Origin of the sequence: Bradyrhizobium sp. BR13661 (assembly GCF_029892425.1) — a bacterium.
GTDB lineage: Bacteria > Pseudomonadota > Alphaproteobacteria > Rhizobiales > Xanthobacteraceae > Bradyrhizobium.
Window position 1 is genome coordinate 455,498 of record NZ_JARXWB010000002.1, and the last position, 18,981, is coordinate 474,478.

At 63.5% G+C, this 18,981-nt stretch carries 21 protein-coding genes; 14 read left to right on the forward strand and 7 right to left on the reverse strand.

Going from position 1 to position 18,981, the window contains the following annotated elements:
• Positions 1-81: 81 nt before the first annotated feature.
• On the reverse strand, positions 82-372 hold the full coding sequence (locus M2427_RS05280; RefSeq protein ID WP_280705132.1) for a PsiF family protein: 291 nt from the start codon (positions 370-372) through the stop codon (positions 82-84).
• Between the two features lie 188 nt (positions 373-560).
• Here M2427_RS05280 and M2427_RS05285 point away from each other — a divergent pair, with 188 nt between their 5' ends.
• On the forward strand, positions 561-1,061 hold the full coding sequence (locus M2427_RS05285; RefSeq protein ID WP_280705134.1) for a hypothetical protein: 501 nt from the start codon (positions 561-563) through the stop codon (positions 1,059-1,061).
• A 47-nt stretch (positions 1,062-1,108) separates the two neighbouring features.
• Here the strand turns inward: M2427_RS05285 and M2427_RS05290 are convergent, their stop codons facing one another.
• Complete coding sequence (locus M2427_RS05290) at positions 1,109-1,657, reverse strand: TetR/AcrR family transcriptional regulator (RefSeq protein ID WP_280705135.1); 549 nt, start codon at positions 1,655-1,657, stop codon at positions 1,109-1,111.
• Positions 1,658-1,765: 108 nt separating this feature from the next.
• On the opposite strand from M2427_RS05290, the gene M2427_RS05295 reads away from it, so the two are divergent.
• The 5 genes from M2427_RS05295 (at position 1,766) to M2427_RS05315 (ending at position 4,565) form a co-directional block, all read left to right on the forward strand.
• Complete coding sequence (locus M2427_RS05295) at positions 1,766-2,194, forward strand: acyl-CoA thioesterase (protein ID WP_280705220.1); 429 nt, start codon at positions 1,766-1,768, stop codon at positions 2,192-2,194.
• Positions 2,195-2,197: 3 nt separating this feature from the next.
• On the forward strand, positions 2,198-2,674 hold the full coding sequence (locus tag M2427_RS05300) for a PaaI family thioesterase (RefSeq protein ID WP_280705136.1): 477 nt from the start codon (positions 2,198-2,200) through the stop codon (positions 2,672-2,674).
• A gap of 41 nt (positions 2,675-2,715) precedes the next feature.
• Positions 2,716-3,099 (forward strand): CidA/LrgA family protein, encoded by a 384-nt coding sequence (locus tag M2427_RS05305; protein WP_280705138.1) that lies wholly within the window; start codon positions 2,716-2,718, stop codon positions 3,097-3,099.
• The gene (locus M2427_RS05310) at positions 3,096-3,818 is read left to right on the forward strand and encodes an LrgB family protein (protein WP_280705139.1); all 723 of its coding nucleotides are present in this window, start codon (positions 3,096-3,098) and stop codon (positions 3,816-3,818) included. Before M2427_RS05305 ends, M2427_RS05310 begins: the two co-directional genes overlap by 4 nt.
• Positions 3,819-3,905: 87 nt before the next feature.
• Entirely contained in the window at positions 3,906-4,565 is a 660-nt protein-coding gene (locus M2427_RS05315) for a DsbA family protein (protein WP_280705140.1), read from the forward strand.
• An 85-nt stretch (positions 4,566-4,650) separates the two neighbouring features.
• Here M2427_RS05315 and M2427_RS05320 read toward each other — a convergent pair whose 3' ends face one another.
• From M2427_RS05320 to M2427_RS05330, 3 genes are all read right to left on the reverse strand, one after another.
• Positions 4,651-4,857, reverse strand: coding sequence for a hypothetical protein (locus M2427_RS05320; RefSeq protein WP_280705141.1), 207 nt, complete (start codon positions 4,855-4,857; stop codon positions 4,651-4,653).
• Positions 4,858-4,943: 86 nt separating this feature from the next.
• Entirely contained in the window at positions 4,944-6,014 is a 1,071-nt protein-coding gene (locus M2427_RS05325; protein ID WP_280705142.1) for a phospholipase, read from the reverse strand.
• A 20-nt stretch (positions 6,015-6,034) separates the two neighbouring features.
• The gene (locus tag M2427_RS05330; protein ID WP_280705143.1) at positions 6,035-7,024 is read right to left on the reverse strand and encodes a S1C family serine protease; all 990 of its coding nucleotides are present in this window, start codon (positions 7,022-7,024) and stop codon (positions 6,035-6,037) included.
• 285 nt (positions 7,025-7,309) lie between these two features.
• On the opposite strand from M2427_RS05330, the gene M2427_RS05335 reads away from it, so the two are divergent.
• The 6 genes from M2427_RS05335 to M2427_RS05360 all read left to right on the forward strand — a co-directional run bounded on the left by M2427_RS05335 (position 7,310) and on the right by M2427_RS05360 (position 14,613).
• Positions 7,310-8,728 (forward strand): M20 family metallopeptidase, encoded by a 1,419-nt coding sequence (locus tag M2427_RS05335; protein ID WP_280705144.1) that lies wholly within the window; start codon positions 7,310-7,312, stop codon positions 8,726-8,728.
• Between the two features lie 261 nt (positions 8,729-8,989).
• Positions 8,990-10,783 carry a peptide ABC transporter substrate-binding protein gene (locus tag M2427_RS05340; RefSeq protein WP_280705145.1) on the forward strand — a complete coding sequence of 598 codons (1,794 nt, stop codon included), beginning with the start codon at positions 8,990-8,992 and terminating at the stop codon, positions 10,781-10,783.
• Between the two features lie 27 nt (positions 10,784-10,810).
• Complete coding sequence (locus M2427_RS05345) at positions 10,811-11,770, forward strand: ABC transporter permease (RefSeq protein ID WP_280705146.1); 960 nt, start codon at positions 10,811-10,813, stop codon at positions 11,768-11,770.
• Positions 11,736-12,653, forward strand: coding sequence for an ABC transporter permease (locus M2427_RS05350; RefSeq protein ID WP_280705147.1), 918 nt, complete (start codon positions 11,736-11,738; stop codon positions 12,651-12,653). The genes M2427_RS05345 and M2427_RS05350 overlap by 35 nt, the downstream gene beginning before the upstream one ends.
• Positions 12,653-13,648: an ABC transporter ATP-binding protein gene (locus tag M2427_RS05355; RefSeq protein ID WP_280705148.1), complete on the forward strand. Its 996-nt coding sequence runs from the start codon at positions 12,653-12,655 to the stop codon at positions 13,646-13,648. The genes M2427_RS05350 and M2427_RS05355 overlap by 1 nt, the downstream gene beginning before the upstream one ends.
• On the forward strand, positions 13,645-14,613 hold the full coding sequence (locus tag M2427_RS05360) for a dipeptide ABC transporter ATP-binding protein (RefSeq protein WP_280705149.1): 969 nt from the start codon (positions 13,645-13,647) through the stop codon (positions 14,611-14,613). Before M2427_RS05355 ends, M2427_RS05360 begins: the two co-directional genes overlap by 4 nt.
• Before the next feature lie 21 nt (positions 14,614-14,634).
• On the opposite strand, the gene M2427_RS05365 is transcribed toward M2427_RS05360, so the two are convergent.
• Positions 14,635-14,856 (reverse strand): dodecin, encoded by a 222-nt coding sequence (locus M2427_RS05365; protein WP_280705150.1) that lies wholly within the window; start codon positions 14,854-14,856, stop codon positions 14,635-14,637.
• 175 nt (positions 14,857-15,031) lie between these two features.
• Entirely contained in the window at positions 15,032-16,282 is a 1,251-nt protein-coding gene (locus M2427_RS05370; protein WP_280705151.1) for a glycosyltransferase family 87 protein, read from the reverse strand.
• 234 nt (positions 16,283-16,516) lie between these two features.
• Here M2427_RS05370 and M2427_RS05375 point away from each other — a divergent pair, with 234 nt between their 5' ends.
• A complete protein-coding gene (locus M2427_RS05375) occupies positions 16,517-17,518 on the forward strand; it encodes a glycoside hydrolase family 16 protein (RefSeq protein ID WP_280705152.1) in 1,002 nt (333 codons plus the stop codon).
• 2 nt (positions 17,519-17,520) lie between these two features.
• The gene (locus M2427_RS05380; protein ID WP_280705153.1) at positions 17,521-18,972 is read left to right on the forward strand and encodes a GH1 family beta-glucosidase; all 1,452 of its coding nucleotides are present in this window, start codon (positions 17,521-17,523) and stop codon (positions 18,970-18,972) included.
• The last annotated feature ends 9 nt before the right edge of the window (positions 18,973-18,981 follow it).

The following is an 18,981-nucleotide window of genomic DNA, read 5'->3' on the forward strand; positions in this document are numbered from 1 at the left end:
GCGAGAGGCGCACAATTGCAGGCTCGTCATGCCGCAATGCGTGCACCTCCCGCCAAAGGCGAGGGGAGAATTGTGACGGATTTACTTCTTGTCAGCAGCGGCAGGGGCCGGCGCAGCCCCGCCCTTCGCGGTCTTGATGCACTCGGAGCGGAATTTCTTGCGCTCCTTGCCGTGCAGGCCCTTGGCGTCCGCCTGCTTCGAGCATTCGAGCGATTCGGCCGAGTGCTCCTTCGGCGCCTTCTTGTCGGCGGTCGTGGTTGCATCAGTCTTGGTATCAGCCTTGGCGGCCGGCGCGGCGGTTTGCGCGAAGGCGGTGCCGGTGGCGAACAGGGAGGCAATAGCGACGACAGCGAGGCGGGAGGCGAGGGTCATGATGTTGCACTCTTCTTGCGAGAATTGCGAAGGGGCGCAAACCTCGGCCTGCGTTGCTGAACGCGACATGAATAATCTGAACGGCGGGATCACTATATTTTTGCTCCAACCGGCATCGCTTTCTTGTCGTAAGTCGCCGGCACGCTAGGATAGCAATCCTCGTTTTGCTTCCCTGAGGGAGACCAAGGATGACCATTCAAGCCAAATTGTTGTGTGCAATTGCGGTATCGGGCGTTGCCGCGCTGGTGGCGAGCGCACCGGCCCAGGCGCTGACCTCGCAGGAGTGCAGCTCGAAATATCAGGCCGCCAAGAAGGACGGCTCGCTCGGCACCATGAAGTGGAATGACTTCCGCAAGGCCCAGTGCGGCGCCGATGCGACGCCTGCCGCTGCGCCGACCGCAGCAGCGCCAGCTGCGCCTCCGCCTGCCCCTGCGCCGACCGCGACAGCGAAAAAGGAGGCAGCCCCCGCTGCTGCTCCGGCACCGACCCTGCCGGCCGGCCCGGCGATCTTCCCGAACGCGGTCGATGCGAAATATGCCAAGGAGAGCGCCGGCAAGGCGCGCCTGCACACCTGTGTCGACCAGTACAATGCCAACAAGACCACCAACGGCAATGGCGGCATGAAGTGGATCGAGAAGGGCGGCGGCTATTACAGCGAATGCAACAAGAAGCTGAAGGGCGCCGCCTGAGCTTCGATCTGATGCGATGGCCGGAGTAAAGCTCCGGCCATTTTGCTTTAATCCAATAGTTTCTCGGCCGATTTCGCTACGAGCTGTGACCGCTTGCGCGGACCTCGCTCGACGAACAACAGGCTCTGGCCGAAGATGAAGCAGTAGAACAGGAAGGCCTGCGCCTCGGCCTCCTCGGCGGCGAGGCCGGTCGCGCGATAAAGCTCGGCGACGTGCTTGAGCCGCGCCGCATCCACGTTCGCGACCGCCGCGGCCGCTCTTTCGTCGGAGCGGGCCCATTGCCGGATCGCGAGCTCGATCGCCATGCCCTCCGGATTGAGCCGTTCCGAATAGAGCTGGATCACCGCCTTGAGCCGCTCGCGGGGGTCTTGGCCGTCGAGGCTGGTTTGCTCTGCGATTGACGCCGAACGTCCCTCCCGCCAGTGCAGCAGCATGGCCTCGAGCAGCGCGGCGCGATCGGCGAAGCGGCGGTAGAAGCCGCCTTTGGTGACGCCCAGATTCTTGGCGAGCACCTCGACCCGCACGCCCTCGACGCCGGTGCGGGCCAGCTCATTGAACCCTGCCTCGACCCAGACATCGCCCTTGCCGTCGTTCATGAAGAAGGTCTCACCAGTTCTTGATACGGTGCCGTATTGCTAACGCGGGAAGGAGTTGATACGCTACCGTATCAAAACTAAAAGACGGATACGGGCAAGGGAATGACGATGGAGCAGGAGGCGACCTATCGCGGCACGGTCTATCCCTGGCAATGCGATCATGTCGGCCACATGAACATCATGTGGTATGTCGGCAAATTCGATGAGGCCAACTGGAATCTGTTTGCCCGGCTCGGGCTGACGCCAAGCTATCTGCGCGCGTCCGGCCGCGGCATGGCGGCGGTCCAGCAGAACATCACCTACAAGCGCGAGCTGCTCGCCGGCGACATCGTCAAGATTAACAGCCATTTGCTGGAGATTCGCGACAAATCGATCCGGTTCCGGCACGACATGACCAATGCCGAAACCGGTGAGATCGCTGCAACTTGCGAGATCACCGGCGTGCACATGGATCGCAGCTTGCGCAAATCCGCAGCCTTCACTGATGCCATCCGCGAGATCGCGCTGAAATATCTCGCCGAACCGGTCGAGGCCTGAGCCATGGCCGCGTACGAGCCGAAAAACCCGGGCTATCGAGCCGCAGCGATCGCGATGTTCGAGGCACAGCCGGCGATGCGCACGCTCGGCATCGTCATCGTTCGCCTGGCGCCGGGCGAGGTCGAACTGGCCATGCTGCATTCGCCTGGATTCACCCAGCAGAACGGCTTTGTCCATGCCGGCATCATCACCGCAGGGCTCGACAACGCCTGCGGTGTGGCAGCGTTCACGCTGATGCCCTCCGAGGCCGATATCCTCACCGTCGAGTTCAAGACCACGCTGCTCGCACCTGCCCGCGGCGAGCGTTTTGTGTTCAAGGCCGAGGTGGTCAAGCCTGGCCGTACGCTCACCTTCTGCGAAGCCCGGGCGTTTGCCGAGCGAGGCGGCAAGACCACGCCGATCGCCACCATGACCGGCACGCTGATGGCGATGCTGCCGCGCGTTGCGGCGTCGCACGAACCGCGTGTGTCCGGCGCTTAGCGGCAATTGACAAAGCCCTGCGGCGCATCCCTTGATGCGTCATGCTTGCAAGTCTCAGCCTCATCCTGCTCTGCCAATTGATCGGCGAGGCCGTGGTCCGCGGGCTCGGCCTGCCGCTGCCGGGACCTGTGCTCGGGTTGCTGTTGCTTCTGATCCTGCTGCTGGCCCGCGACCGCTTTGCCTTGCTCGTGCGGGGACCGCTGCGCAATGAGCGCGTGGAGACCACGAGCAGGGGGCTGCTGGCTCACCTCTCGCTGCTGTTCGTGCCCGCCGGCGTCGGCGTCGTGCAGAAACTCGATCTGCTCGCCTCCCACGGCATTGCCATCATCCTGATCCTTGCGCTCTCGGTGGTCATCACCTTGCTTGCGACCGTCCTGACCTTCCGCCTGGTCAGCCGCCTGTTGAAGCAGCAGGACGCGCAATGAAGGACAATCCGTTCTCGCTCTGGGTCTATCTTTCGCAATCTCCGCTGCTCTGGCTGACGGTGACGCTGCTCGTCTATGCGACCACGGACGCGGTGTCGCTGGCGACTCGTCGCCATCCGCTTGCCAATCCCGTGCTGCATGCGATGTGGATCATCGGCGCATTCCTGCTCGTCACAGGCACGTCCTACGCCACCTATTTCGCCGGCGCGCAATTCGTGCACTTCCTGCTGGGGCCGGCGACCGTCGCGCTTGCCGCGCCCCTCTATGAGAACCGCAAGCGTGTGGTCACCTCCATTGTGCCTATGCTGGTGGCGCTGGTTGCCGGGTCGGTCACGGCGGTGGTGTCGATCGTGCTGCTCGCCGAACTCGCTGGGCTCCCGCGCGACGTGATCTTGTCGCTGGCGCCGAAATCGGTCACGGCGGGTGTTGCCATGGGCATCGCGGAATCCCTGCACGCGGATCCTTCGCTGGCGGCGGTCGCGGTCATCCTCACCGGCATCATGGGCGCGATCATCGTCACGCCGCTGATGAACCGCACTGGAGTGACCGATTTCCGCGCCCGCGGCTTTGCGGCCGGGCTCGCCGCACACGGCATCGGCACCGCTCGTGCGTTCCAGGTTGACGAGATCGCCGGTGTGTTCTCCGGCATCGCCATGAGCCTGAACGCTTTGGTGACCTCGTTCCTGGTCCCTTTGGTGGTCACCTTGCTGGTGCGATGACATCGCCGCCGCGACACTCTATATGACCTGTAACAATTCGCGGTTCCCGAGCGTATTTGCCGAGATGGGACCGAAATGGGGCGAGATATGGCTGGATTCAGGACTAAGGGCTTAGTGCCGACGCGCCGTGCAGCTCTGACTTTGATTGGGGCCGGCGCCCTCGCGGCCGGTGGCGTGACTTTGGCGCGCGCAGCCACCGGTGAAGAAGAAGTGCTGACCGAAGCCAAGGTGCTGCGCGATCCCGCTGTCCCCGTTGCCGGCAATCCGGATGGCAACATCAGTATCATTGAGTGGTCCGACTACAATTGTCCCTATTGCCGTAAGCTCGAGCCGGAGCTGCGCCAGGTCATCCAGGACGACGGCAAGGTCAGGCTGGTGTTGAAGGACTGGCCGATCCTCGGGCCGGTTTCGGTGACGGCCGCGCGGATCGCCCTCGCGGCGAAGTACCAGGACAAGTACCACAAGGCCCATGACGCCATGATGGGCGTCAGCTCGCGCCTGACCGAGTCGCGCATCAATGAGCTGCTTGCGTCCGCCGGCGTCGACATGGATCGTCTCAAGGGCGACCTCGATACGCGCGGCAAGGACATCGACGCGATCCTTAAGCGCAACAACGAGCAGGCCGAGGCTTTTGGCTTCAACGGCACGCCGTCCTTCATCGTCGGCAAATACCGCGTGCCGGGCGTGCTCAGCATGGCCGAGTTCGAGCAGGTCATCGCCGACGCCCGCAAGGCCAAGATGAACTGACGCGCGTTCGACACTGGTCAGGCTCAAGACGAAGGCGCCGCCGCGGTCCCGCGACGGCGCCTTGTTCACGTCTGGTCAATCGAGATTACTTCGACGAGATGCGGACCCAGTCCTTGTGCGCGCGATCGCGCAACAGGTCCCAATCGGCCTTCGCGACGTCCCAGTTCACGATGGTGCGATTGCTGGTTGCAACCTCGCCATTGGCGACGGACGACGTCTGCATGGAGTCATAGACATAGACGCCGCAACCGAGCAGCAGCGCGCCCAGGATCATTCCGAAAAAAGTCTGCATGGGGAACCCTCCGGTGTGTCGGGCGGATAACGTCGGCCCGGAGCGAATGGTTCCGCGACAGTGCGGCGCAGGTAAGGTCGGCTCGTTCACGCCCCGTTCAGCCATTGCAGCAGCTCCGCGTTGATCTCGCGCGGATAGGTGTGACTGAGATCGTCGATCTCGCGGTAGGTGACATCGGCGCCGGCGGCGGTCAGTGTTGCTTGCGTCTGCCGCGCGGTCTGCACCGGAAACATCCAGTCGAGCTTGCCGTGCGTAATGAAGACAGGAAGGCCCTGCAGCCGCGTGGCGTCGGCCATCTCCGCCATCAGCGGATGGAAGGTTGCCGACACCGGCGCGAGACGGGTGAAGGGCGAGGCGCCGTCGAGCCCACTGACGTAGCAGAAGGTGCCGCCGTCGCTCATGCCTGATAGCAACATGCGCGAGGCATCGATGCTCCAGCGGCCACGCACGGTTTCGAGGATGCGCGCAAGGTTCGGCGTGTCGGTGTCGTCGCCCATGAGTGCCCAGGTCTGTCCGGTCGCGGTCGGCGCCACCAGGATCGCACCGACGCTGCGGGCATCGCGTAGCCAGCTCCACAGAAAACCGCGGCCATTGCCGCTGCCGCCATGCAGCGCCATCACTAGCGGCCAGCTGCGATCGGGCGTGTAATATTCGGGCACATAGACCGAGAAGCCGCCGCGGCTGCCGGGTTCGTTGTGATCGTGGAAGATGCCGGTGGCTTCGCTTGCGCCGACTTCGAGCCGTGACAGCAGTTCCTCATTCTCGCGATTTGCGGCATTGAGGAAGAAGTTGCTGACCGGTGGAAACTGCACCGACAGCGGATAAAGCGCCTCTTGCGCACGCGGCACATGTCGGAGCGCGCGGAACACCGCGACGAGATCGCCATTGCCCCGCTCGACATCGCGGATGCCAGCAAAGGCTGACAGCGTCTCGTTGCAGGCGAGATCGAGCCGCTCTCGCAGTCCGGCGAATTGCTCTGGCCATTCTCCAATCGCAGCGTGCGCCGTTTGCAGCGCTTCGTCCGGCGCGCCGATCGCGTTCATGACTGAGCCGAAAGCCGGCGGATGCAAGTGCCGGGCAAAGTAGCCGAGCGCTTCCAGCGCATTGAGCAGCGGCGGCAGCACGGCCACGATGTCGTCAACGACGGCCTCGGTCATTGCCGCTTCCTTTGACTGAGTCAGTGCAACTTCGGCGCCTTCAGAAGCTTGAAGCGGTCGGTCGAGGTCACCGTGACGTCGAAGGTGACGCCCTCATGATGCGCGCTGCCTTGATGATGCACGGTGAGCGGCACGTCGACGCCGGCGGCCCCGAGCCCCCACATCTTCTTGTAGAACGCCGTCTGGCTCGTGACCTTCTCGCCGTCCACTGCAAGGATTACGTCGCCGGTCTTGAGTTCCGCGCGGGCCGCCGGGCCGTTGGCGGAGATCCCGATCACCACCACGCGATTGTCGATCTCGGTCGAATAGAGCCCAAGCCAAGGCCGTGCCGGTTTGTTGACGCGGCCGAACTTGCGGAGGTCGTCGAGGATCGGCTTCAGCAGGTCGATCGGCACGATCATGTTGACGTGCTCGGCTTTGCCGTCGCGTTCGCGCTCGAGTTGGAGTGAGCCGATGCCGATCAGCTCACCGCGCTCGTTGATCAGTCCCGTGCCACCCCAATTCGGATGGGCGGGATAAGTGAACAGGGCTTCGTCGAGCAGATATTCCCAGTAGCCGGCGAATTCCTGCTTGGCGACGATCTGGCTCGCGACCGATCGCGTCCGCCCCCCGGCGCCGCCGACCACGACGCGGTCGCCGAGCCTGGTATCGGCCGACGAGCCGAGCGGCAGCGGCTCGATGTCGAGCCGGCCGAGCGACTGCACCAGGCCGAAGCCGGTAACGGCGTCGAAGCCGAGCACATGCCCTTCCACCACGCGTCCGTCGCCGAGATGAAGCCAAACCGATTCCGCCTCGGTGATGAGATAGCCGATCGTGAGCACCAGCCCGTCATCGATCACGACGCCGTTGCCGGCGCGCTCGGTGCCGAGCGTTTCGGCACTGAAGGCATCAGGCGGGATGATGGCGTGCAGGCCGACGACGGAGGCGAGTGCACGGTCAAGGTCGAAGCCGTAGTCGCTCGCACGCGGCTGATTGGCCGGCGGCACCCTCCATTCGGTCAGAGCGGGCATGGAGTTCTCCTGGCTGACAGCATCGCCCCGCCGTGGCTGCGGAACGACGCGCGAGGCAAGCATAATTTAGGCCGGAGGAGGCCGTCTTGAAAGAGTTGACCGCAACTATTCCAGATCTCGTGACGCCAAATTCCGAAGATGACAGAAATTGTTCGCCTGAAGCCGGCAACGGTTGCCCGATTCGGCAGCGGTCGCATGGCTGGTGTCCCGCGAGGCGCTAGGCGGGCTTCGATGAAGCTGCTAACCATTGGCGCTTCGTTTGACCAAGAGATCACGGACCGTACCATGGACAACCGCAGCGACATCTGGCGTGGCATCGACACGATCAAGGGGCGTTTCATCGACCTTAGCGACAAGGTCTGGGGCATGCCGGAAGTCTGCTACACCGAGGCGCGCTCCGCCGCCGAACATCTCGCCGAACTGCGCCACCAGGGTTTCCGTATCACTGAGAAGGTGGCGGGCATTCCGACGGCCGTCATGGGCGAATGGGGCGAGGGCGGTCCGGTCATCGCCTTCATGGGTGAATACGACGCGCTGCCAGGCCTCAGCCAGGAGGCTGGAGTTGCCGAGCACCGTCCGGTCGAGACCGGCGGTCATGGTCATGGCTGTGGTCACAATCTGCTCGGGTCCGCGGCGCTGCTGGCCGCAACGGCGGTCAAGGACTGGCTTGCCGAGAACAAGGTGCCCGGTCGCGTGCGCTATTACGGTTGCCCAGCGGAAGAGGGCGGCGCGGCCAAGGCCTTCATGGTGCGCTCGGGCGCGTTCGAGGATGCCGATATCGCCATCACCTGGCACCCGCATAGTTTCTGGGAAGTCGCGGTGACGCCGTCGCTCGCCAACACCCGCGCCGACTTCATCTTCACCGGCCGCACCTCACATGCGGCGGCGTCGCCCCATCTCGGCCGTTCCGCGCTCGATGCCGTGGAACTGATGAATGTCGGCGTGAACTACATGCGCGAGCACATGCCGAGCGACGCGCGTGTTCACTACGCGCTGCTCGACACCGGCGGCATTGCGCCGAACGTGGTGCAGGCTCATGCCCGCGTGCGCTATTCCATTCGCGCCCGCGACCTTCCCGGCATGAACGAATTGGTCGGCCGTGTCAGCAAGATCGCGGAAGGCGCGGCCTTGATGACTGAGACCAAGGTCGAGATGAAGATCATCTCGGCCGTCTCCAACATCCTGCCGAACACGCCGCTGGAGCAGGCGCTGCATCGGGTCATGGAAGAGCTCGGACCGCCGCATTTCGACGACACCGACAAGGGCTTTGCCAGCCAGATCCGTTCGACGCTGACCGACAAGGACATCGCGTCGGTCTATTACGCAATCGGCATGGAGCCGACCGATCGGCCGCTAGCCGACTTCCTGGTGCCGCTCGATGCCAAGCGTAACCCGCTGGTCGGATCGACCGATGTGGGCGATGTCAGCTGGGTGGTGCCGACCGTACAGGTTCACGCACCAACGGTTGCAATCGGCACGCCGTTCCACACCTGGCAGGTTGTGGCGCAGGGCAAGAGTCCGCACGCCCACAAGGCCATGGTGCAGGCGGCCAAGGCCATGGCTGGTCTCGGCATCAAGGCGTTGACGGAGCCGGAGCTGATCAAAGCCGCGAAGGCGGATCTCACGAAGCGGACGACCAAGACACCTTACGTCTGCCCGCTGCCGGATCATGTGGAGCCGCCGCTCAATATGTCCGTGGCGTAGAATTCCATCTCGATACTTCGTCTGATCCAGAGAACAAATTTTTCGCAGTGCAACTTGGTTTCGGGCGGATTTTGACGCCGGAATGCCGAACCCTTGGGCTGCGGAACGCGATTTTGCTCAACAGACAGCCAGAAGACCGTTTGCATACGCACGGTCGCAGTTGACGCGCGGCCTATTCAGTGTGCCATCTACCGCCAGCCAAAATTAGGCGGCCGTTCTGCGGCCGCCCGCGTACATATGGGAACCAGACGGGGGACAACCATGCTGGACAAAGAACTGCGTTCGATGATCGGTGATGTGAAGGACGGGCGGATGGATCGCCGCGCCTTCATCCAGCGCCTGGCCGCTGTCGGCCTCACCGCCCCCATGGCTAACCAGATCCTCGCCATCGGCGGCGTCGCCATGGCCCAGAGCCCGTCCCCCTATCCGCCGACCAAGCGCGGTGGCGGCGGTCCGCTCAAATTGTTGTGGTGGCAGGCGCCGACCCTGCTCAATCCGCACTTCGCCACGGGCACCAAAGATCAGGACGCCTCGCGCATTTTCTACGAGCCGCTCGCGAGCTGGGATCTCGAGGGCCACCTCAATCCGATCCTCGCTGCCGAAATCCCCTCGCTCCAGAACGGAGGACTTCCAGCTGATGCCAAATCGGTGACGTGGAAGCTCAAGCCAGGCCTCAAATGGCATGACGGCAAGCCAGTTACAGCCGAGGACCTCATCTTCAACTGGGAGTACGCGACGGATCCCGCGACCGCGGCCGTGAGCGGCAGCATCTATGGCGACGTCGACAAGATGGAGAAGGTCGACGACCTCACGGTTCGTATCCTGTTCAAGAAGGTGACCCCATTCTGGGCCAACGCCTTCGTCGGGGCCTATGGCTGCATCATCCCGAAACATCTGTTCGCGGAATACAAGGGCAGCAAGTCGCGCGAGGCGCCGAACAATCTGAAACCGGTGGGCACCGGCGCTTACAAGTTCGTCGAGTTCAAGCCGGGTGACCTCGTTCGCGGCGAGATCAATCCCGACTACCATATGGCCAACCGGCCCTGCTTCGACACGATCGAGCTAAAGGGCGGCGGCGACGCGGTCTCCGCGGCGCGCGCCATCATCCAGACCGGCGAATATGACTATGCCTGGAACATGCAGGTTGAGGACGAGGTCCTGCTGCGTCTCGAGAAGGGCGGCAAGGGCAAGACCATTTATGCGGTCGGCGGCGACATCGAGTTTATCGCCATCAACTTCACCGATCCCAACACCGAGGTCGACGGCGAGCGCTCGTCGATGAAGACCAAGCATCCGATCCTGTCCGATCCGCGCGTGCGCCAGGCGCTGGCGCTGCTGGTCGACCGCGACTCGGTCAAGAAGGCGATCTACGGCCGCGCCGGTCGCACCACCGCCAATTACCTGAACGGCCCCGAGCAGTTCGTCTCCAAGAACACAAAGTGGGAGTTCTCGATCGAAAAGGCCAGCGCTCTGCTTGATGAGGCCGGCTGGAAAGTCGGTGCGGATGGCATTCGTGAGAAGGACGGCAAGAAGCTGAAACTGCTGTACCAGACTTCGATCAACGGACCGCGGCAGAAGACACAGGCGATCGTCAAGCAGGCCTGCCAGAAGGCCGGGATCGACATGGAGCTGAAATCGGTCGTCGCTTCCGTGTTCTTCTCCTCCGACGTCGCCAACCCCGACACCTATGCCCATTTCTATGCCGACCTCGAGATGTTCCAGATCCCGATGACCCAGCCGGATCCGGCTCTCTCGATGCGCCGCTACCATTCGCGCTATGTCGCGACCAAGGAGAACAAGTGGCAGGGCAACAACTTTCCGCGTTGGGTCAATAAGGACTATGACGATGCGGTCGATGCCGCCGAGGTCGAGATCGATCCGCTCAAGCGCGCGGCCCTCTACATCAAGTGCAATGATCTGATGTGGCAGGATACCGTCATGATCGCCGTCATGCATCGCCTCAAGGTCGGAGCGGTTGCCACCAATTTGCACCCTGTGATCAGCGGCTGGGCCAACGATCTCGACAACATACAGGACTGGTATCGGGAGGCCTGACGACACCGCCGAACGGATCGCTCACTCATGGGTCAATATATCCTGCGTCGGCTCTTGATTGCGGTGCCGAGCTTGCTCGGCATCTCTCTCGTGCTGTTCGTCGTCCTGGCGCTCGCACCCGGCGACCCGTTTTCGGAGTTGGCAACCAATCCGAACGTGCCGCCCGAGGTGCAGGCTGCGCTCCGTACCCAGTTTGGGCTCGACGACCCGATCTATCTCCGCTACCTGCGCTGGCTGGCGGCGATGGTGCACGGCGATTGGGGCTTCTCCTTCGTCAGCCGGGTAGACGTCGACAAGCTGATCCTGCAGCGCCTTCCCGCCACGCTCTATGTGGTCGGCTCATCGCAATTGCTGGCGTTGTTGGTCGCAATCCCGGTCGGCGTGTTCGCCGCGACACGGCCCTATTCGATCTTCGACCAGGTCGCCAACACCTTCGCTTTCGTCGGCTTCTCGCTGCCGACCTTCTTCACCGGTATCCTCTTCATCCTGGTCTTCTCGGTGAAGCTCGACTGGCTGCCGTTCGTCTACACCACCGACATCAAGGGCACCGGCATTTATTGGGTGCTTGCGCAGATCAGGCAGGCCATCATGCCGGTGATGGTGCTCGGCCTGTTCCAGGCGGCCTCGATGACCCGTTTCGTGCGCTCGGCGATGCTCGACGTCATCCGGCTCGATTACGTCACCACCGCGCGGGCCAAGGGCCTCGGCCAGAGAAAGGTGATCATCAAGCACGTCATGCGCAATGCGATGATCCCGGTGGTCACGCTGATCGCGCTGCAGATGCCGGCGGTGTTCGGCGGTGCCATCGTCACTGAGCAGATCTTCCGCATTCCGGGCATCGGCTCGCTGCTGATTTCCTCCATCCTCGCCAACGACACGCCCGTCATCATGTCCGTGACCTTCGTGTTCGCGTGTCTCGTGGTGCTCTTCAACCTGATCGCAGATGTCCTCTATGGCTGGCTTGACCCTCGCATCTCCTTCCGCTGAGCGGCGGGCCTATTCGCCCTGGCGCGAGACGTGGCGGCGTTACAGCCGCCACAAGCTCGCCGTCGTCAGCGCCTTCCTGCTTCTCGTGCTGATCTTGGCGGTTGTGGTCGGACCCTTCCTCTGGCGTGTCAAGATCAACGACATCGACATCGTGGCGGGCCTTCAGGGGCCATCGCTCACCCATCCCTTCGGCACGGACGATCTAGGCCAGGATATCCTGGCGCGCATGATCTATGGCGGTCGCATCTCACTGGCCGTCGGTCTTGCCGCGATGCTGGTGTCGGTCGTGATCGGGACGCTGATCGGGGCGCTCGCCGGCATGTCGCGCGGTGCGCTCGGGCACGCCCTGATGTGGCTGACCGATCTGTTTTTGTCGTTGCCGCAATTGCCGCTGTTGTTGCTGCTGATCTATTTGTTCCGCGATGGGCTGAAGCAAGTGTTCGGCCCGGAGGGCGGCATCTTCATCCTGATCGTGCTCGTGATCGGTGGCTTGCGCTGGATGCCGGTTGCGCGCCTGGTGCGTGCGCAATTCCTGTCGTTGCGTGAAAAGGAGTTCGTCGAAGCGGCGCGTGCGCTCGGCGCGAGCCCGGTGCGACAGGTGGTACGGCATATCCTGCCCAACGCGCTCGGGCCCGTCATCATCGCCGGCACCATCGACGTCGCGGCTGCGATCATCGCGGAATCGACGCTGTCGTTCCTTGGGCTTGGCTTCCCACCAGATACGCCGACCTGGGGTCGCATCCTCTACGACGCCAAGGATTTTCTCGACATCGGCCCGCATTGGGCGCTGTTTCCCGGCGCTGCCATCTTCATCGCGGTGGTCGCCATCAACTTCATCGGCGACGGTCTGCGTGACGCGCTCGATGCGCGGCGGGTGATCTGATGGCGCCGCTGCTCGAGATCAAGGGTCTCAAGACCCACTTCTCCACCGACGACGGCATCCTGCAGGCCGTCGACGGCGTCGACATCACCATCAACAAGGGCGAGACGCTCTGCGTTGTCGGCGAGTCCGGCTGCGGCAAGACCGTCACCGCCATGTCGATCCTGAAGCTGATCGCGATGCCGCCGGGCCGCATCGCGGCCGGCGAGATCATCTTCGAGGGGCGCGACCTGGTGCCTTTGACGAGCAACCAGCTCGACGAAATCCGCGCCAAGGAGATCGGCTTCATTTTTCAGGAGCCGATGACCTCGCTCAATCCCGTGCTTACGGTCGGCGAGCAGATCGCCGAGAGCCTGCGCCGGCACGAGGCTGTGACCAAGAGGCAGGCGCTCGAGCGTACCATCGAGATGCTGAAGCTGGTGCAGATCCCCAACGCCGAAGGCCGCGTGCACAACTATCCGCACCAGTTCTCCGGCGGCATGCGCCAGCGCGTGATGATCGCCATGGCGCTCGCCTGCAAGCCCAAGCTGATCATCGCCGACGAGCCGACCACAGCGCTCGACGTGACCATTCAGGCGCAGATCCTCGATCTGCTCCAGGACATGAAGGAGCGCTTCGGCATGGCGGTGATGCTGATCACCCATGCCATGGGCGTCGTCGCCGAAACCGCGCAGCGTGTCGTCGTCATGTATGCCGGCAAAGTGGTGGAGGAAGCTGACGTCGATGCGCTCTTCGCCGATCCACGCCATCCCTATACGCAGGGCCTGATCCGCTCGATCCCGCGCATCGATCTGGACAGCGAACACAAGACGCGGCTTGAGGCGATCGGTGGCTCGGTGCCGATCCTGATCAATCCGCCGGTCGGCTGCCGCTTCGCGCCGCGCTGCAAGTTCGCCATGGACGTCTGCGCTGCGAAGGAGCCGCTGCTGCGCGAGATCGCGCCGGGCCACCGCATGGCCTGTCATCTCGGCGATACCCAACTGGGAGGCGCGGCATGAGCGAGCCCTTGCTCCGCGTCAGTGGCCTGAAGAAATATTTCCCCGTGCTCGGCGGCCTGTTGTCGCGCCAGGTCGGCAGCGTCTACGCGGTCGACGGCGTGTCATTCTCGGTCAATCGGGGCGAGACGCTCGGCCTCGTCGGCGAATCCGGTTGCGGCAAGTCGACCACCGGGCGCTGCGTGCTGCGCCTGATCGAGCCGACCGACGGCGAGGTCGTGTTCGACGGGCAGGACGTGCGCAAGCTCGGCGGCAACGATTTGCGCGCGATGCGGCGGAACATGCAGCTCGTGTTCCAGGATCCGTTCGCCTCGCTCAATCCGCGCATGACGATCGGCTCCATCCTCGGCGAAGCCTTCACCATCCATAACCTCGCATCCAACGCCAAGGAGCGCGAGGAGCGCGTGGCCGGGCTGCTCGTGAAAGTCGGCCTCAAGGCCGAACACATGCGCCGCTATCCGCATGAATTCTCCGGCGGGCAGCGGCAGCGCATCGTGATCGCCCGCGCGCTCGCGGTGGAGCCCAAGCTGATAGTCTGCGACGAGCCGGTCTCCGCGCTCGACGTCTCGATCCAGGCACAGGTGATCAACCTGCTGGAAGACCTGCAGGCCGAGCTGAATCTCACCTATCTTTTCGTCGCGCACGACCTCTCGGTGGTCGAGCACATCTCCGACCGCGTCGCCGTGATGTATCTCGGCCGCATCGTCGAGCTTGCCAAGGCGAGCGACCTCTATCGCAATCCGCAGCACCCCTATACCAAGGCGCTGCTCTCCGCGGTGCCGGTGCCGGATCCCAAGCTGAAGCGCAACCGCATACGCCTCAAGGGGGATGTGCCGAGCCCGATGAAACCACCGTCAGGCTGTCACTTCCACACCCGCTGCCCAATCGCCCAGCCGCGCTGCGCGGAGAGCGCGCCGGAGCTGCTGGAAGGTGCGGGCGGGCATTTCGTGGCGTGTCATCTGGCGTAGTGGCTCTATGCGATCCCTACACTAGCCTTCCAGCGTGAACCCGACACGCAGCGTCACCTGGTAGTGACGCACGGCGCCGTTCTCGATGTGGCCGCGCGTCTGCACCACCTCGAACCATTTCATCTCGCGGATGGTCTTGGACGCGCGGCTGACCGCATTCTTGATCGCGTCCTCGATCGAGGTATCGGACGATCCGACCAGTTCCAGGATCTTGTAGACATGGTCCTTCTCGGCTGCGGGCATGGTGGGCCTCCCTCGGTTGCGTCGTGGCGTTTGCCGCCGCGTGGACTGTGAACAGAACGGGCGCCGGCTCCATCCGGTTCCGTCGTCCGCCATGGCCAGTATGCGCCCGTCGCGATGCGGCGGATAGCGTCCTCCTGCTGGGTGCTTTCGGTGGATTACGTGCGGGCCCGTACAACTATGCGGGTTCACCGCGCAGGCGGACCCCGGCAGGCCTGACCTCGCGCAGCAAGATCCAGAGCAGCATCGCGAGCACGGCCATGAGCGCGAAGCCGCCGACCGCCGGCGTCACATAGCGGTCCAGACCGCTCGCGCCGACGCTCTCCGCGGACAGCCGCGCTGATTGCAGCAGCCCATAGGCGTTGGCCAGCAGCAGGAGGGCGTAGATCGCGCTGCGCTCACGCGGGCTTGCGAGGGTGACAAGGTCGGGAAGCAGCAGCGCGAGGCCGATCCCGACGACCGGCAAGTCATAGTCGTAGGCGTAGGGGCTGATCATCACGGAGGCGACCGCGACGACGCCGAGCGCGAAGCGGGGGGACGGTCCGCGGACAATCGCGAGTGCGACGGCGACAAGCGCCGACGTTGCCATCGCCATCTGTCCCCAGAACGCTCCGGCCGGGGGGAGGCCCGCATTGAACAAGGCGGCATAGGCCGAGATCATCCGAAACAGCTGATAGCGGCCGTCCTCCAGATAGCTCGCGGCTTCGCGGATGCTACCGAGCCAAGCCATCCAGATCGGTGGGCCGAAAGCGAGCGTGCAGACGAGCGAGCTCGCGACCACAACGATCGCAGCGCTCAACACCGCCGGCCATCGGCGGGTCAACAACATGTAGATGCCGGCGGCAACCGCCAGATGCGGCTTGATGACCATGATGCCGAGCGCTGCGCCCGATAGCACCGGGCGTCGTTCCGCATTGATGCAGATCAGGCCGATCAGCGCACCGGTCAGGAGGCCGTTCTGGCCGATGCTGATCGTGATCGCGATCGCCGGAAAGAAGACGACGAGCACCAGCGCAAAGTTGTTTCCGGCGATGGCGCGCAGCGTCATCAGATAGGCAACCAGCGTGACCGCCGTGAAGAGAAAATAGGCGGTCCAGCCCGGCAGGAATGCGAATGGCGAAAGCAGCAGATCGAATTGCGGCGGGTAGGTCCAGGGCATGACGCCGGTCGTCCCGCCGGCCGCTGCCATCTGCATCTTCGTGAACGCGGCGAACTGGTAAGTCAGGTCGAGATCGCCGAGCCAGATCCGCTGCGCGACAATATGGAAGGCAGAGAAATCCGCGGTCTGGCCGCCGTACCAGAGACCGCCTTCGAAGAAGCGGAAGGTCTTGAAGCCGAGAATGGCCAGCAGTAGCAGGAGAATGACGCAGACATAGATCGTGCGCTTTTTCGGCGAGGCCTGGATCTGCTCCAGGGTTGCGGTGAGCATTGGTGACGACCTTGGGACCGAGATAGTGGCCTGCGCCTCTGCCGCCCAGATTGCCGAGCGAGCCTTAAAGGACGGTAACGAACGCACAACGATTTGGGCGGCGGCGGTTCCCCTGGGTTTTTCGGATTCGCACGGCTGAAATCCGGAAATGGCCAGGGGGCGGGCCATCGGGCTTGCCCGCCCGAAAGCGGAGCGGTTAACTTCTCTGCGTTTCCCGGAATCGAATGTGCGGTGATGATCGACCGTTGGACGAGGAGCGCTTTGGTCGGGATCGGATTGCTCGCGGCATCAGCCCCAGGTGTCGCGCGGGACGACCTCGGTGACGCGCCCGGCACGATGTCGCTGCAAGTGACAACCGATCCGTCCACAATCGAATGCCGCAGGCTCGAGACCGTCAATCCCACCTCGCTGATCTCCCTGCCGCTGCGGCGGACATTCAACGAGGATTTCGACGAGCATCCGCTATCGAACGGGCGCTGGGTGCCGCATTACGCGGGCGGCGCGGCCTGGCCCGAAGCACGCTATTGGGGAGGCGCCGGCTCCGACTTCAAGCGCAAGACCAGTGCAAACGGCGAGCAGCAGATTTATGTCGATCCGCGCTATGCCGGGAATGCGGGGACGCCACTCGGACTCGATCCGTTCAAGGTGAAGAACGGCGTTCTGTCGATCGTCGCAAGCCGCACCCCGCCGGATTTGAAACCGGTGCTGTTCAACAACGAGTACATCTCTGGCGTCCTCACCACGCAGGGCACTTTCTCGCAAAAGCACGGCTATTTCGAGATTCGCGCCAAGCTTCCGGTCGGTCATGCGGTGTGGCCGGCGTTCTGGATGCTGGCGGACGATGGCGGCTGGCCGCCCGAGGTGGATGTGCTGGAAGGCCGCGGCGAGCGGCCCGGCGACATGGTGATGACGACGCATTGGCGGATTCCGTCGACCCAGAAGATCGAGTCCTGCGGCTTTGATTTTGCGGTCGGCGACGCCTCGTCGACGTTTCACGATTACGGTGTGCTGTGGGAGCCGGATCGTCTGGTCTATTTCATCGACCGCAGGCCCGTGTCCGACATCAAGGTACCGATCGGCTTCGACGATCCCATGTATATGATCGTCAATCTCGCGATCGGCTCGAAATTCTTCATCGGCGTCGGCCCCGTCGATGCGGAATCGCCGCCGAGCGTTGCGTTCGAGATCGACCGGATTTCCGCCTATCAGATCGATCTGGAACAGGCGCGGAGGTGATGGTGCCGGCTTCTCTCTCGCGCCGTTCCTTTGGCAAGCTCGCCGGCGTTGCGGCGCTCGGCCTGACGACGCACGCCGACGCGGCCGAAAGCACGGCGGTTGGATCCGCGCCGTTTCCGAAGGATTTTCTGTGGGGTACGGCGACCTCGTCCTATCAGATCGAAGGTGCCGTCGCCGAGGACGGCCGAGGCAGGTCGATCTGGGATACTTTCAGCCACACCCCCGGCAAGATCGAGGACGGCTCTACGGGCGATCGCGCCGTTGAGCACTTTCACCGCTACAAGGACGACGTCGCGCTGATCAAGGCGCTCGGTGTCAAGGCCTACCGCTTCTCGATCGCGTGGCCGCGGGTGTTTCCGGACGGGGTGGGCCAGCCCAATCCAAAGGGCCTCGATTTTTACAACCGCCTCATTGACGAGTTGCTCGCGAACGGCATTGAGCCCTATGCCACGCTCTATCATTGGGACCTGCCGCAGGCGCTCCAGGACCGCGTCGGTGGCTGGCAGTCGAGCGACACGTCAAAAGCTCTTGGCGACTACGCCGCCTATGTCGCGGAGCGCTTGACCGATCGGGTGAAGAATATCTTCACCGTGAACGAGGTCGGGCGTTTTGTGAATTTCGGCTATGGCTGGGGTATCGACGCACCTGGTCTCAAGCTCCCGGCCGCACAGCTGAATCAGGCTCGCCATCACGTTGCGCTCGCGCACGGTCTTGCCGTGCAGGCGGTGCGCGCCTCAGGGCGCGCCGGTACCCGCGTCGGCGCGGCCGAGAACATTGCGGCCTGTGTGCCGGCGATTGCCACGCCCGAGAACATCCGCGCCGCCGAAATCGCGACCCGTGAGCTCAATGCCGGTTTTCTCGGGGTGGTGCTCGAAGGCAAATACACCGACGGCTTTCTCGCCTATGCCGGCGCAGACGCACCGAAGTTCACGCCTGAGGAATTGAAGATCATCGCCACGCCGAACGATTTCGTCGGGCTGAACATCTACGCGCCGCAGTTCTACGTCACCGCCTCCGACAAGGCGCCGGGCTTTCACGTGCTGCCGTTCCCGACCTCGTTCCCGCACATGAATTCGGAATGGCTGCGGATCGGCCCGGAGGTGATCTACTGGGCGCCGCGCATCGCCGCAAAAATCTGGAACATCGAGACCATCTATATCAGCGAGAACGGCACTTCGTCCGAAGACAAGATCGCCGCCGACGGCCAAGTCTACGACCTCGATCGCATCATGTTCCTGCGCAACTACCTGACCCAGATGCAGCGCGCGATCGCTGAAGGCGTGCCGATCCGCGGCTACTTCCTGTGGAGCCTGATGGACAATTTCGAGTGGATTTTCGGCTACGGCAAGCGCTTCGGCCTGTACCGGGTCGATTTCGAAACGCAGGCACGGGTGCCGAAGCTGAGCGCGGCGTTCTATCGCGACGTGGTGGCAAGGAACGCGATCGGCGTGTGATTCGCGCCA